This window comes from Albibacterium bauzanense, assembly GCF_004339765.1.
GTDB classification, from domain to species: Bacteria; Bacteroidota; Bacteroidia; order Sphingobacteriales; family Sphingobacteriaceae; genus Albibacterium; species Albibacterium bauzanense.
Genome location: NZ_SMGO01000003.1, coordinates 467,597 through 482,977, shown reverse-complemented (window position 1 = coordinate 482,977; position 15,381 = coordinate 467,597). Strand labels below are relative to the sequence as shown.

Genomic DNA, 15,381 nt, shown 5'->3' with positions numbered 1-15,381 from the left:
AAATTAATGAGTATATGGTGCATTTTATATGCGTTGTTTTACGCTAAAAAGCGCAGACTCAACGAAGGGATAACCCATGCACTACCCGAGTATGTAAAGCAATGTATTTATATGGGTAAAGCAAGGTATGTAAATCAGTCCTAATTTAAGAAGAGGTTATGATGTTATTTGATATGAAGGGAAAAGAGAAAAAGAAGATGCTTCCTAATCCTTGCTCGGTTTCAACTCCAATGTTTCCTCCTTGTGCCTCAATGAAATCTTTACTGATGGCCAGACCTAATCCGCTTCCTGCTTTTGAGCTGCCGGGAACCTGGAAATAGCGGTTAAATACTTTCTCTTTGTACTTTTCATCAATACCTTTTCCAAAGTCTTTAACAGAGTAATATACTCTGTTTTCTTTCTTTTTTAAAGATAGAATGATTTCACTGTATTCGGGTGAGTATCTAATTGCGTTAGTAATGAAATTGGTTAAAACCCAAGCTGTTTTCTCCGAATCAATGTTTAGGTTAGGAATATTTGCATCTGTATCAATTGATAAGTTGATATGTTTTTGATCAGCCTGTGTTTTTGTTGTGTCAATAGCGTACTGCAAAATTGAATAAGCACTGCTTGGTTGAATATTCAATTGAATGTTTCCAGTTTCTACCTGGGTCATATTTAATAGTTCGCCAGTAATTTTTAGTAATCTGCTGCTATCTTCATTGATACTTTCAATAAGTTGTGATTGCTCTTTATTGAGCTCTCCGGTACCCAGATGTTTTAATAGTTGGGTACTCATCTGTATAGAAGAAATCGGGGTTTTTAGTTCGTGAGAAACGGTAGCTATGAAATTGGTTTTGGCGAAATCTAATTCTTTAAAGGGAGTTACATTTTTTAAAATGATGACAGAGCCTATTTGCTTTTTTTCAGTTTCTCCGGTTGGAGTTACGCTGATACCAATGATCTCTTTTTCGAAATAACTTTCTTTGTTGTCGACATAGATCTTTAAGGGCTCTTTCTTCTGTTCGCTGTATTCTGTCTTAACTAGATCTTGAGTTAAGATACGCATTAGATCATTGGTTTTAGAAATCTGCTGGACACTTTCTCCAATGATATCTTCCTTTTTTAACCCAATGGTTTTTAACATTTCATTATTGGTAAATAATACCTTTCCGTTTTCGTCTAAGCCTATCACAGGATCGTGCATATTGTTTATCAGCGTATCAATCCTTTTCTTTTCCATTAATAATTCGGCAATCTTACTGCCAGCATACTCTTCCAGCTTTTCTGCCATGGTATTAAACGATCTTGCTAATTCTCCAAATTCACTGTGGCTTTCGAAATGTACGCGTTGGCTGTATTTTTGGGCAGCAATTTGCTTGATACTTGCTGTCAGTTCTTTTATTGGGTTAGCGATGCTGCCAGGCAGGTTTATTAATAATACAAAGGCAACTAAAAAGCAGAAAGTTCCGGTAAATGCGATCCATATAATGGCGGTTTGGGCAGTTTGAGCAGCAATGCTGCTTTTGGTTTGTATAGCTATCATATTTAACCTCATTAATTCGGAAATATCTTTCCTGATCTGAGGTTTTATTGTACTATCATTTGGGTTTTGTTTTGCCTGTATAAAATGTTCAGCTACTTTGTCGGTAGTTTCTTTTTCTAGAGGTTCGGTTTCATTATTCCTTTGCTTATGAAGATTGGTTTCGAACTGGATAATTGCTTCAGGATTATTTGGCATTTCATCAAGTGCCAACATCATGTTCCTTGAATACTCTAGTGTATTGTAGTTAGCAAGGAGGATATTATTGGTGTCTCTTTTTAATGCATTGATATACCAGGTACTTACTGCTGTTAATAAGATAATGAGCAAAAAGAGTAAACCAACTCCAAGAATCAATTTTAGTTTCGTTTTCATCGAAATTAAGTTAATATCACTAAATCAATATCTACCATAGAAAGGCGTCTGAGCAACCCGTTAAACAAATTGGTAGAGAAAATTACACCCATTAAGCTTATACGAGGTTTTCCGATGCAAACCGTAGTAATCTTCATTTTCTTAGCTTGTTCAATAATTGCTGTTGCTACATTTTTATTTTGAACACGTATAACTGTTCCTCCCAATTCAGTAGCTAATTTAAAATTGTTAATTAACATACGTTGCTTATCTAATGCTATTTTATTTACTCCCTCTTTTGGAGTTTGTACATATAAAACAAACCATTCGCCACTGTAATAACCTGCAAGTCGGGCTGTTTTACGAATAACGTTTCTCGCTTTGGTTTCATTGCTATCGATACAAGCTAAAAATTTTTCTCGTTTAATACCGGGCGATTTTTGAGTTATTGTTTCAACTTGTCGTACCACCTGATCGGCTACTTCTTTAAGTGCTAATTCACGTAATTGTAAGATGTGTTCACCTTTGAAAAAATTAGCTAAGGCAGTTTGAATCTTATCTTCTGAATAGATTTTCCCTTCTCTTAAACGAGCAATTAATTCAGCGACGGTAAGATCAATATTCACAACCTCATCAGCCAAACTTAGAACTTTATCAGGTATGCGTTCTGCTACTTCTACTCCGGTAATGTTCTTTATTTCATTATTTAAGCTTTCGATGTGCTGTATATTTACAGCACTGATAACGTTAATGCCAGCATCTAAAATTTCAAGAACATCTTGCCAGCGTTTTTCATTTTTACTGCCCTCAATATTAGTATGAGCAAGTTCGTCTATTATGACCACTTCCGGACGTAAGTTAATTACAGCTTGAATATCTAATTCTTGAAGCTCCTTACCCTTGTAAAAAAGTGAGCGTCGCGGAATGACTGGTAAGCCCTCTAATAGTGCAGCAGTTTCTTTTCTATTGTGTGTTTCTATGTAGCCTATTTTAACATCGATCCCATTATTCAGCAATGCCTTTGCTTCTTGCAGCATTCGGTAAGTTTTACCCACACCGGCGCTCATTCCGATATAGATCTTGAATTTTCCTCGCCTTGATTTTTTAATCAGATCGAGGAATTGCTGAACATTGTTTTCTCTCTCGCTCATTAAGATAGGTTTTTTAAAATCATAGCGATTGGTCTAGAATATCTAAAGCTAAATTTAATTTTAATACGTTGATCTTATCAGGTCCGAATAATCCTAAGAGTGGTTTTTCTATATTTCTATCAATAAGTTGCTTAATTTCTTTTTCAGGGATGTTTCTGATCTTTGAAATGCGTTTTATTTGTACTGTAGCTGCCTCAATTGAGATATCAGGATCTAGTCCGCTACCACTTGCGGTAACTAAATCTACTGGTATTTGCGACTTTTCTATACCTGGGTTATGAACTAAGAATGTATCAATCCTTGCTTGAACGGTTTGTAAATATTCTGGATTCGTGGGGCCTTTATTACTACCGCTACTGCCAGCTGCGTTGTAAGCTACTGCCGATGGACGAGACCAAAAGTATTGGTCGTTAGTAAAGGATTGGCCAATATTGGCATAGTAGATCTTATTGTTTTGCGTGATTTTTTGTCCTTTCCCATTATCAGGCATTGCTTGAGCAATACCAAGCGATATTAATGTATAAATACCCGATAATAGGATGATTGACAGTAATGTTAGTTTTATTGCCGGGAGAAGATACTTTTTCATTTCTTGATGATTTAAAATAGTGTTAATGGTTTTTATATAAACTGGCTAACCAGTATGTCAATTAATTTGATGCCGATAAAAGGAATTATGATTCCGCCTAGGCCATAAATAAAAAGGTTTCTTCTGAGAAGAGCGCTTGCTCCGATAGGTTTGTATGCAACTCCTTTTAAAGCCAATGGGATAAGTAAAGGGATAATAATTGCATTAAAGATTATAGCTGATAGGATGGCACTTTCCGGACTTTGCAATTGCATGATGTTGAGAGCTTGTAATGCAGGAATAGCAGCAATAAACAATGCCGGTATGATGGCAAAATATTTTGCTACATCATTGGCTATTGAAAACGTAGTAAGCGTTCCTCTGGTCATGAGCAACTGTTTACCAATTTCAACTATTTCGATTAGTTTGGTAGGGTCATTATCCAGATCAACCATGTTGCCAGCCTCTTTAGCAGCTTGCGTTCCACTGTTCATTGCTACACCTACATCGGCTTGAGCAAGGGCAGGGGCGTCGTTCGTGCCATCTCCCATCATGGCAACCAAACGGCCTGCGGCCTGCTCTTTTTTGATGTAATTCATTTTGTCTTCAGGCTTAGCTTCAGCAATAAAATCATCTACTCCAGCCTTTTCTGCTATGTATTTTGCAGTAAGCGGATTATCGCCTGTTACCATGACTGTTTTAATGCCCATTTTTCGAAGTCGTTCGAAACGTTCTTGAATACCTGGCTTAATAATATCCTGCAGCTCAATAACACCTAATACGATCGATTTTTGTAAAAGACTTTCATAGACTACTAATGGTGTTCCTCCATTTCGTGAAATATCTTCTACTTGCCTGGTTATTTCCTGAGGAAAGACTCCACCCGTTTTTTCATGCAATTGCTTGATAGCATCAGCAGCACCTTTACGGATTTTACTACCATCTTCGAGATTGATACCGGAACTTCTTGTTTCGGCCGTAAATTTGATAAACTGTGAATTATGTACTTCTAATAATTTTGGATTCATGCCAGAGAGTTCAATAATGGATTTTCCTTCCGGAGTATTATCAGCCATCGAGCTTAATACAGCGCGACTGATAAATTGTTTTTCATCAATTCCTATTGCAGGAAAAAAGTGAGTAGCTTTTCGATTACCAATGGTAATGGTACCTGTTTTATCAAGCAAAAGCACATCGATATCACCTGCAGTTTCTACTGCTTTTCCACTTTTGGTAATTACATTGGCACGTAATGCACGATCCATTCCTGCTATGCCAATGGCAGATAATAAGCCTCCGATTGTTGTTGGAATTAAGCAGACGAATAATGCAATAAAAGCAGCAATGGTGATGGGTGCATTCGCATAATCACTAAATGGCTTTAAGGTAATACATACAATAATAAAGATGAGCGTAAACCCGGCTAATAGAATGGTTAAAGCAATTTCATTGGGTGTTTTTTGACGGCTTGCACCTTCTACCAATGCAATCATTTTATCCAAAAAACTTTCACCTGGTTCTGTCGTTACTTTTACTATTATTTTGTCGGATAGTACTTTTGTGCCCCCTGTTACGCTACTTTTATCTCCTCCGGATTCACGAATAACAGGAGCACTTTCGCCTGTAATGGCACTTTCGTCGATGGTAGCGAGCCCTTCTACGATTTCTCCATCAGTGGGGATAATATCGCCAGCTTCACAGATAAAGAAATCGCCTTTTTGCAATAGGGATGAAGGAATTGTTTGATTTTTGTTTACAAGTTTTCCTTCAATCCATTCTGCTTTCTTTGCAGGTGTTTCTTCTCGTGTTTTTCGGAGTGAATTAGCTTGAGCTTTCCCTCTGGCTTCAGCAATAGCTTCTGCAAAGTTTGCAAATAAGAGGGTTAAGAATAATACAAGGAAAACGACGAAATTATAGGAAAGAAAGCCTTGTGATTTTTCACCTGTTAGTATCCATATACATACAGCTAACATAATTACAGTTCCGACCCATACAGTGAACATTACAGGGTTTCGAAACATGACTTTTGGATTTAATTTGACGAAAGATTGTTTGAGTGCTTCGCTAACTAATTCTTTCTGAAACAATGATTTATTTTGAGATTTCATGATTGCTCTTTAATTAATGGATAGAGAAAAATTCTGCGATGGGGCCTAATGTTAATACAGGAAAGAAAGCTAGGGCTGCCAAAATAACGATAACTGCTAAGGTCATAAAGCCAAAAGTGGCTGTATCGGTTTGTAAGGTTCCGACACTTTCTGGAATGTATTTTTTTGCCCCCAATATGCCTGCAATTGCTACAGGGCCAATGATGGGTAGAAATCTGCCGAATATTAATACAAACCCGGTCGAGATATTCCACCAGGGGGTATTATCTCCTAAACCTTCAAAGCCACTGCCATTGTTTGCAGCACTAGAAGTATATTCATAAAGCATTTCACTAAATCCGTGAAATCCAGGATTGTTTAATGTGCTGGCTGTATATAGAGGAAAGGAGCTTGCCATTGCGGTTCCTGCTAAAATTAGAAAAGGATGCAATAAAGCAATGATCATCGCTATTTTCATTTCTCGCGCTTCAATCTTTTTCCCTAAGAATTCGGGTGTTCTGCCCACCATTAATCCGCTGATAAATACTGCCAGAATGATGAAGATAAAATAGTTGAGTATTCCTACGCCTACTCCGCCAAAAAAGGAGTTGGTCATCATGGCAAGTAGTTGGTTCATGCCGGAAAGTGGCATAAAACTATCATGCATAGAGTTAACAGAGCCAGTAGATATAACTGTTGTTGCAATGCTCCAGTAGCCGGATGCAGGAGCTCCGATTCGTATTTCTTTACCTTCCATATTGCCGAGTTCGTTGTTTATCCCCATTTGAGTAATTATGGGATTTCCTTGCGATTCCATGATTACGTTTGGAATTGCAAGGGCGAGAAAGCCAAAGGTCATTACTCCAAAAATGACCCATGATAGTTTTTTACGTTGGATGAAATAACCAAAAGCAAATACCATAGCGAATGGAATGAGCATTTGGGCTATCATTTCTAACATATTGGTAAAATAGGTGGGGTTTTCAAGAGGATGAGCGCTGTTTGCACCAAAGAATCCTCCTCCGTTTGTTCCTAAATGCTTAATGGCAACAAAGGCTGCGACCGGACCAGTAGACACTTGTGTTGTGTCACCTTGTAGTGATATCATTTGTTGTTTACCTTCTAAGGTCATGGGTGTGCCGCTAAACATTAAGAGGATACTCATAATAAAACTGAGAGGTAATAAAATACGGGTGCAGGATCTTAGATAGTCATTGAAGAAGTTTCCTAGAGTTTTATGAGTGCCTTTTCGTAATGCTCTGAATAATGTTACAGCGGCTGCCATTCCTGTTGCCGCACTTGCAAACTGTAAAAACATTAGATAAAGCTGCCCTAGGTAGCTTACGCCAGATTCACCTGAATAGTGCTGTAGGTTGCAGTTTACTAAGAAAGATATTGTGGTGTTAAAAGCTAAATGGGCACTCTGGCTTGGATTATGATCAGGATTTAGAGGGAGCCAGCTCATATTCATTAAAATAAACATGCCCAAAAGGAACCAAACAAAGTTGATGGCCAGTAAAGCAATCATATTCTTTTGCCAACTCCATTCTTGATAAGGATTAATCCCACTTATTTTAAAGAATAGTCGCTCTAATGGGTTGAAAATAGGATCCAAAAGTGTTTGATCACCGTTATATACGCGCGCTATGTACTTTCCTAAAGGAAGAGCGAGTAGAAGTGTGATAACGAACATGGCAATGATGCCTAATATTTCTGTATTCATTTTAATTAGAATTTTTCTGGTTTAAGCAATACATAGCACATATAGCAGAATACCAGGATTGCAATGATGAATAATGGGGTCATGAGATTATATTTTTGTTTGAAAGCATTAGGCTAATGCTGTTCCAAATAAAAAAGATAATTGTAATTAATTGATAAATAGTATGTTGTATTGTTTTGGATGGCTGAGGTAGAAATATTAGCCTATCGTTTTGATATGGTGTTTATCAAAATGGAATGGTGAGTTTGGAAGTAGTGCGTGTTTACGCGATTTTATATTCTTCGATTTTACGATAAAGTGTGGCAATTCCGATACCGAGTAGTCTGGCTGTTTCGGCTTTATTTCCTTGGGTATAATTCAATACTTTTTGAATATGCAGCTTTTCTACTCCTGCCATTGAGAAGGCAGAAATAGATTTATCGTCTTGAGATCGGATACTGCGTAATTCGTAGGGCAGGCTATCTGTATCTAAAATATCTTTATCGCTTAAGATTACACTTCTTTCAATGATGTTTTTGAGTTCCCTGATATTTCCTTTCCATTGATTTTGTTGGAGGGCTTTGATATAATCAGGTTCAAGCGATTTGATTTTTTTGTTCATTTTCAACGCAAACTCCTGAGTGAAATTGCTTGCTAAAAGTTCAATATCTGAAATTCTTTCCCGGAGAGGAGGGAGTGTTATTTGAAATACAGATAAGCGATAAAATAAATCGCTTCTGAAATGTCCGGTTTCAATTTCTTGTTCAAGGTTGCGGTTTGTAGCAGCTATTACCCTTACATTTACTTTTGTTGGGAGGCTTGTGCCGACTTTAATGAATTCTCCAGCTTCCAGTACTCTTAATAATTTCGCCTGTAGCTCTATTGCCATCTCGCCAATTTCGTCTAAGAATATTGTTCCGGTATGAGCTTCTTCGAACAATCCTTTCTTGTCTTTAATAGCTCCTGTGAATGCACCGGCTATATGACCGAATAGTTCGGTTTCTAATAACTCTCTATTAAATGCCGAGCAGTTTAATGCGATAAATGGTTTGTTGGTTCTTTTACTTGCATTATGGATAGCTTGTGCAAAGACTTCTTTCCCTGTACCTGTTTCGCCGAGCAATAAAACGGAGGTATCTGTTTGTGCTACCTTTTTTCCTAATTCAATAGCATTTAGAATTCCTGTTGATTTACCAATAATATTGTCGAATGAATATCTCTTACCAACCTGTTTTTCGAGTTGATATACTCGTTTTGCAAGTTGTACTTTATCCATTGCTTTATGTAACAAGGGAACGATTTTATTATTATCATCGCCTTTTACCAAATAATCGAATGCGCCATTTTTTATTGCTTGAACACCATCACTAATATTGCCATAGGCAGTGAGAAGTATTACTTCGGATAGTGGTTGTTTGTCTTTGATTTCTTTAATGAGCTCTACACCATTGGCGTCTGGTAATTTAACGTCGCAAATAATGACATCGAAGTCTTTTTGAGTAAGTTTCTTTTGAGCTGAATTTGCATCTTCCGCCTGAGTTACTTCAAATCCTTCTAAGCCTATAATTTTGGCCATAAGGGTACGAAGTTTCTCTTCATCATCAATTAAAAGAATTTGCCTCACTAGGTTGATTTTAGATTATCAAAATTAGATATAAAATCTGGAAGTTACCGTACTGTCAAATAGATGTCTTATTGTCGGATAGGACTAATTATTTGACATATGTCATCGTTTTAATCTTATGATTAGACAGATATTTGTCTTAATAAATACAATGATATGAATAAGATTTTAAAACCATACACAAAAGGCGGATTGAGCCTTAAGAACCATTTGGTGATGGCACCTATGACTCGTAGCAGAGCAATCGATAATATACCGAATGCATTAATGGCCGAATATTACTCGCAACGTAGTGGGGCAGGATTAATTATTACAGAAGGGACAGCACCGGCACCCGAAGGGTTGGGTTATGCCCGTATACCTGGTGTTTTTTCTCAAGCTCAAATAGAAGGTTGGAAAAAAGTAACCGAAGCTGTACATAAGAATGGCACCAAAATATTTTTACAGTTAATGCATAGTGGCCGTATTGGCCATAAAGATAATTTGCCGGCTGGAGTTGATTTGGTTGGTCCATCTGCAATTAAGGCTGCTGGTGAGATATTTACAGATACTTCGGGAATGCAAGATCATTCAGAACCGGTTGCTTTAACGACAGAAGGAGTGAGAGAGGTGATGGCAGGATATGTAAAGGCAGCGAAAAATGCTATTGAAGCAGGTTTCGATGGCGTTGAACTTCATGGTGCAAATGGTTATCTGATTGAGCAGTTTTTAAATCCGAATGTAAATACACGTACTGACGAATTTGGAGGTAGTGTAGAAGGGCGAGCGAAATTCGCGATAGAGATTGCAAAAAGTGTAGTAGCTGCGATTGGAAAAGAGAAGGTAGGTATTCGTTTTTCTCCTTATTCAACTTTAGGCGATTTGCAACCCTATGATGAAGCTCATGAAACGTATGCTTATTTAGCTCGCGAACTTGACGAGATTGGCATTGCTTACGTTCATATAGGCTTTGGTGCACAAATGCCCCAAGATACATTGGATGCTATTCGTTCTTCCTTTAAAGGTACCATTATTCAGTGTAATGGATTTACACCATCAAGCGCAGAGGCTGCATTAGATAATGGTTTTGCAGATATAGTTGCTTTTGGAAGATCCTTTTTAGCTAATCCGGATCTTGATAAACGGATAGCTGTGGGAGCGGAATTAAATGAACCAGATTATACAAGTTTGTATACTGCAGATGCGAAGGGGTATACCGATTACCCGGTATTGGTTTAATTACCCGATACTGATTCAATTTGATGATTATGAATAAAGGGAGTGCTTCGATGAGATTTCTCCCTTTATTTTTATGTTTTTATTTTATTGAGTCTATACCTTTTTGAGCGAACATTTCGTCGCTTGCAGGTGAGGCTCCACCAACACCAATCCCTCCAATTACTTTTCCATCCTTAATGATTGGAAGTCCGCCTTGTTGAACTGTTACCGGGAAAGCGCCTGCTCCTGATGGTGTAAGCTTTGCACTTAAAGGTGTGCCGGCGGCTACAGCATCAGCTGCTGCTTTTGTTGGTAAACCGAATAAGATTGCTGCACGGGCTTTGCCTTGAGAGCTGGTAACTGCTTGCGCTGAGGCACCATCCATTCGATTGAAGTTTACAAGGTCGCCATTGGCATCTACAACTGCTATAGCAACATTTGCGTTGTTTGCTCTGGCTTCTGTAGTAGCTGCATCTACCAACGCTTTAGCGGTAGTTAAATCCATTAAAGCTGGGGCAGGAGCACGTCCTCCTTGTGCGAGAACTGAAGTTGTTAAGCCAAAGCTTAAAGCAAGAAATAATACAATTGTGATCTTTTTCATTTTAATAGGTGTTTTGGTTGTGATATTTTGTTTCTAAAATAAGATTAAAGGTTGTTGATTAAGATTAAAATTGAAAATGTTATTGGCACAATGATGTTACATTGTTTGTTTTGTTGGAAGTTACGAGGTGCTTGTTTTTTATGAAGTGGTTGATTGATAGGGGTATGGAGTTGAGTTTATTTTAAGGTGAAATAAATGGAGCGCTTTCTATTGGTTTTTAGGCTGAAATGGGAATTGTTTTCAGGACGGTATTTTGCTGATATATTAGGAATTTGAATGAATAAGGCACTTTATGAAGTATTTTGAAATAAATATTATAATTATTTGCTAATTCAAATTTACTTCTTACATTTGCACACCCGCTAGGGAATTCGGGGTGTAGCGTAGCCCGGTATCGCGCCACATTTGGGATGTGGAGGTCGTAGGTTCGAATCCTGCCACCCCGACGGAAACCAGTTCATCTGGATCCAAAAGCCTCTAAATCATACGATTTAGAGGCTTTTTTGCTTTTAAACAGTTCATATTAATTCGTTTCAATCCATACCTTCTGAGAACTATCAGGTGACCTCTTTTATTTTATTAAATTGGGTCACCAGAAAGGGTTTAACTTATTGATATATAGAAATATACATCAATAATATTTAGACTCATATAGATCAGAAAGAATTACTTTTTTGGCTTTTCTGGTGACCTGTCTGGACGTAATAGTTCATATCAGTCTATGTTAAACTTTAAAAAATAGTGTATGAGATCAGCAAACACGTTCGGTGTTCATTTCATTCTTCGGATGAACAAAGAAAAAAACGGAATCGCCCCGATTTATGTAAGGATTGCAGTAAACGGAGCCAGAATTGAGATGTCCCTCAAGAAAAAAGTGAAAGTGTCCGATTGGAATTCTTCAAGGGGACTTCCAAAAGCAAAGAACACAGACCTCAAAATTCTAAATGGATTTCTTGAGCAGGTAAGAGGTGTCCTGTCGGGATATTACCAGGAGATGGTCATGTCTAAGAAACTAATCACCCCCGAGGCAATCAAGAATATGTATTTGGGAGAAGTAGAGCAGGAAAATACACTGCAATCGCTGATGGAATATCATAACCTGCATATGAAAGAAGTGCTAGCCTATGGAACACTAAAAAACTATTTTACGACCGTAAAATACCTTAATGAATTTGTGCTACAGCAATTCAAGAAGCCAGACATCTACCTCTCCGAACTGGATTACAAATTTATAACTCAATTCGAGTACTTTTTGCGAACCTATGAACCGACCGATCACCATAAGGGAATGGCAAATAACGGCGTCATGAAGCATTTGGAACGGTTCCGTAAGATGGTGCGCTTAGGTGTGAAGCTCGGCTGGATGGAAAAGAACCCTTTCGAACTTTACAAGCTAAGGATGCAAAAAGTGGAGCGCGACTTTTTAACCAGCGATGAACTGTCTAGAATTGAGAAAAAAGTATTCTCGGTACAGCGAATTCAATATGCAAAAGACCTTTTTGTTTTCAGCTGCTACACCGGCATCGCCTATATAGACGTGATGCAGTTGACACCTGATAATATTCTGCTGGGGACCGATGGTAATCGTTGGATCAAAACAATGCGTGAAAAAACCGACACGTCAGTTAATGTCCCTATCCTTCCAAAGGCCGAGGCCATTATCGAAAAATACAAAGATAATCCCCGTGCAATTGCACATGGTACCATGTTTCCAGTAATTTCAAACCAAAAGCTAAACAGCTATCTAAAAGAAGTGGCCGATTTATGTGGTATCAAGAAGCATTTAACGTTTCATTTGGCGAGACACACCTTCGCCACCTCGGTTACTCTTTCCAATGGCGTTCCCATTGAAACAGTAAGCAAGATGTTAGGACACACCACCATCCGCACTACGCAAATTTATGCCAAAGTTGTTGAGCAGAAGGTCAGTCAGGATATGGCCAACCTGAGAAATCGGCTGGAGGAAAACGAACAGATTGCATTGAAAGTTTTGAAAGACTAATCATATTTAAGTGATGGAAAATACAGAATTAAAAATACCGGATGACATTGTCATCAGCAAGATTTATTATATCAGGGATCAAAAAGTGATGTTTGATTCCGATTTAGCGGCACTCTATGAAGTTGAAACCAAACAGCTCAAACGACAGGTAAGGCGAAACATAGAGCGTTTTCCCGAAGATTTCATGTTCGAGTCGACTCCTGAAGAATCCCGAAATTCAAGGAGCCAAAATGGCACCTTGAAACAGGGCGGGAATATAAAGTATGCTCCGATGGTTTTTACAGAACAGGGAGTTGCAATGTTGTCAAGTGTACTCAACAGTTCCAGGGCAATCCAAGTCAACATTCAAATTATACGGGTCTTTACCCACATACGCCAAGTATTAGCCGACAATACAGAAATAAGACTAGAAGTAGAGAAAATCAAAAACAAGCTTGACAATCAGGATAAAAACATGGAGATCGTTTTTAAATACCTCGACGAACTGTTGGAAAAGCCGAACCAATCCAAACCACCGAGAAAACGGATCGGTTTCAAACCAGATGATCTTTAAGAGCCAGATTGCTCATTTTTTGTTTTATCGCAAATTTACTTTCGTTCCGTATAACCATCAAGGGTATATAAACATTCGTTGCCTCATGCCCTTGATGGTTTACTCCATTCAAGTTGATTGCTTAACAAAAAGTCATGAGCAATCTTAGAGCACTACCCCAGATCTCAAAAATAGTTTATCACGGAACAGATGCAATATTTGACCGCTTTGATGAAACTAAGAAAGGCAGTAATACGGGATTCCCTAATAGTATCCATGGATTTTTCTTTACCGAAAAGAAAGAATATGCCACACTATTTGGTAAGAGGATTATCAAAGCAAATATTGTTATTAAAAAAGCAATTGACCTAACTGTACATGGGATCTTTTCGGAGCGAAATCAAGCCCCACTTATTTGGGAAATTTTGACAGGTGAAGTGCTTTCAGAAGAAGACGCATTAATTCAACTTGATGAAAATATTTCTCTTGGTGAGATAGACGACCTATATGATGCGTTGAATTCCGAAGAAAGTCACCATTCCTTAAAAGAAGCAGGATATGATGGTATAATCTCTTCATTGGGCAACGATGAAATGGAATACATTGTTTTTACCACGGAACAAATCAGGCTATTAGTCTAAAATGGGTGTTTTAAAACTTTTATTGATTTAAAACCCAACGGCTAGACTATACCGTTGCAAAAGAATTTAGTAAGAAATAAGATTGATTCTATTTCTTTACGGCGCTTTCAAAAGATGAATTGAAGTTACCATCGGTTTTAAAACGTTTCGAATTCAACTTTGTGGTCACCAATATGTATTTTACTCAGCTTGATTTTCTGATTGTTTCTGAAATAATTTATGATACCTGCTATTAGAACTACAGCGGATACTGCGAAAGCAAAAGATTAATGAACCGTAAATATTTCAACCATTTGTAGGAAACTTATGACGACAATACTTCTGCTGTGTCTTCTTTTCATGATGTTGAATTGTTGTGCGGTTTGAAAATCTTTTGGGAAGTGCTTTTGTGCCCTTAGTTGAGATTTCTAAACAGGCGAAGTGCTCGAAACGGTCGATCAGCGCTGAGGCATTTGCATATGATGACGTTCATTGATTTTTAAAACCCGGCTGGCTCATTTTTAATATTTCGCAACGTAATTTTCATTACGCTTAGTTATAGAGAGTGTAAACTATATGAGTTTAGAATTGTTAAGAAAATTAAAACGTTGTACTACTGCTCGGTCGTTTACAGCAAGCCATTGGGAGCTGAAAATCGCCTTGACACATTATATGGGAAAAATCCGCTTGGCGGGAGAAGTTTCTATCAGGTCATATCCGAAGGTCGTGGACATGCAGAATAATTAACAAATCTTATATCAGAACTCATGAAACACATCATTAAAGTTATAGCCGCCATTGCGCTTCTAATATCAACTAGTTCCTGTTCAAAGGATGATAAGGGCACTATTATAATTCAGGATCATGACGAAAGCCAGATGATGGCCCTAAAGCATCAAATGATGGATAAAATGATGACTATGGAGATGACTAAAGACCCGGATAATGATTTTGCTATGATGATGAGAACACATCATCTGGGAGCCATAGACATGGCCAACCTTGAGCTGAAGAACGGTAAAGATGAGCAGTTAAAAGCAATGGCCCAAACCATTATTGAAACTCAACAAGCAGAGATTACTCAGCTGGATGCTTTCCTTCAGACTCATTCGCCCCATCTTAATAATCCAGAGTTCGATCAGATGATTATGACCGTTATGGAGAAAAGCAGTAAGGAATCGGATTTGCAGGTCATCAACGGGGATACTGATCATGATTTCGCTATACTTATGATTCAGCATCATCAGAGTGCAATTGAAAACTCAAGGCTTGTGCTTTTGGATGGTCACGAGGAAAGTATGAAGCAAATGGCAGTGAAGATCATAGATGAACAGGAAAAGGAAATTTCAGAATTACAAGACTGGCTCTTAGCAAGAGGTCATAAATAATGTCAAACTTCAAAATTGGCTTTAGAACAATAA

General features: G+C 37.9%; 12 protein-coding genes and 1 tRNA gene. 6 read left to right on the top strand and 7 right to left on the bottom strand.

The features are described 5' to 3' along the window. Window positions 1-145: 145 nt before the first annotated feature. From C8N28_RS13385 to C8N28_RS13355, 6 genes are all read right to left on the bottom strand, one after another. Window positions 146-1,897, bottom strand: a complete 1,752-nt coding sequence (locus C8N28_RS13385; protein WP_132225722.1) for a sensor histidine kinase — start codon at window positions 1,895-1,897, stop codon at window positions 146-148. Window positions 1,898-1,902: 5 nt separating this feature from the next. Further along, window positions 1,903-3,027: a sensor protein KdpD gene (locus C8N28_RS13380; RefSeq protein WP_132225720.1), complete on the bottom strand. Its 1,125-nt coding sequence runs from the start codon at window positions 3,025-3,027 to the stop codon at window positions 1,903-1,905. 19 nt (window positions 3,028-3,046) lie between these two features. Then, window positions 3,047-3,616 carry a K(+)-transporting ATPase subunit C gene (locus C8N28_RS13375; protein WP_132225718.1) on the bottom strand — a complete coding sequence of 190 codons (570 nt, stop codon included), beginning with the start codon at window positions 3,614-3,616 and terminating at the stop codon, window positions 3,047-3,049. 32 nt (window positions 3,617-3,648) lie between these two features. Next, the gene (gene kdpB, locus C8N28_RS13370) at window positions 3,649-5,703 is read right to left on the bottom strand and encodes a potassium-transporting ATPase subunit KdpB (RefSeq protein WP_132225716.1); all 2,055 of its coding nucleotides are present in this window, start codon (window positions 5,701-5,703) and stop codon (window positions 3,649-3,651) included. A 13-nt stretch (window positions 5,704-5,716) separates the two neighbouring features. Beyond that, window positions 5,717-7,405, bottom strand: a complete 1,689-nt coding sequence (kdpA, locus tag C8N28_RS13365; protein WP_132225714.1) for a potassium-transporting ATPase subunit KdpA — start codon at window positions 7,403-7,405, stop codon at window positions 5,717-5,719. Window positions 7,406-7,667: 262 nt separating this feature from the next. Further along, entirely contained in the window at window positions 7,668-9,008 is a 1,341-nt protein-coding gene (locus C8N28_RS13355; RefSeq protein ID WP_132225712.1) for a sigma-54-dependent transcriptional regulator, read from the bottom strand. A gap of 156 nt (window positions 9,009-9,164) precedes the next feature. On the opposite strand from C8N28_RS13355, the gene C8N28_RS13350 reads away from it, so the two are divergent. Then, window positions 9,165-10,226, top strand: coding sequence for an alkene reductase (locus C8N28_RS13350; RefSeq protein WP_132225710.1), 1,062 nt, complete (start codon window positions 9,165-9,167; stop codon window positions 10,224-10,226). A gap of 79 nt (window positions 10,227-10,305) precedes the next feature. Here C8N28_RS13350 and C8N28_RS13345 read toward each other — a convergent pair whose 3' ends face one another. Then, window positions 10,306-10,806: a GlcG/HbpS family heme-binding protein gene (locus C8N28_RS13345; protein ID WP_132225708.1), complete on the bottom strand. Its 501-nt coding sequence runs from the start codon at window positions 10,804-10,806 to the stop codon at window positions 10,306-10,308. A 372-nt stretch (window positions 10,807-11,178) separates the two neighbouring features. On the opposite strand from C8N28_RS13345, the gene C8N28_RS13340 reads away from it, so the two are divergent. From C8N28_RS13340 to C8N28_RS13320, 5 genes are all read left to right on the top strand, one after another. Then, window positions 11,179-11,252 (top strand) — tRNA-Pro (locus C8N28_RS13340). A 299-nt stretch (window positions 11,253-11,551) separates the two neighbouring features. Then, window positions 11,552-12,808 carry a site-specific integrase gene (locus C8N28_RS13335; RefSeq protein ID WP_132225706.1) on the top strand — a complete coding sequence of 419 codons (1,257 nt, stop codon included), beginning with the start codon at window positions 11,552-11,554 and terminating at the stop codon, window positions 12,806-12,808. 13 nt (window positions 12,809-12,821) lie between these two features. Continuing rightward, window positions 12,822-13,361, top strand: coding sequence for an ORF6N domain-containing protein (locus C8N28_RS13330; protein ID WP_132225704.1), 540 nt, complete (start codon window positions 12,822-12,824; stop codon window positions 13,359-13,361). Between the two features lie 134 nt (window positions 13,362-13,495). Continuing rightward, the gene (locus C8N28_RS13325; RefSeq protein ID WP_132225702.1) at window positions 13,496-13,981 is read left to right on the top strand and encodes an ADP-ribosyltransferase-containing protein; all 486 of its coding nucleotides are present in this window, start codon (window positions 13,496-13,498) and stop codon (window positions 13,979-13,981) included. 746 nt (window positions 13,982-14,727) lie between these two features. Beyond that, window positions 14,728-15,348, top strand: a complete 621-nt coding sequence (locus tag C8N28_RS13320; protein WP_132225700.1) for a DUF305 domain-containing protein — start codon at window positions 14,728-14,730, stop codon at window positions 15,346-15,348. Window positions 15,349-15,381 lie beyond the last annotated feature (33 nt).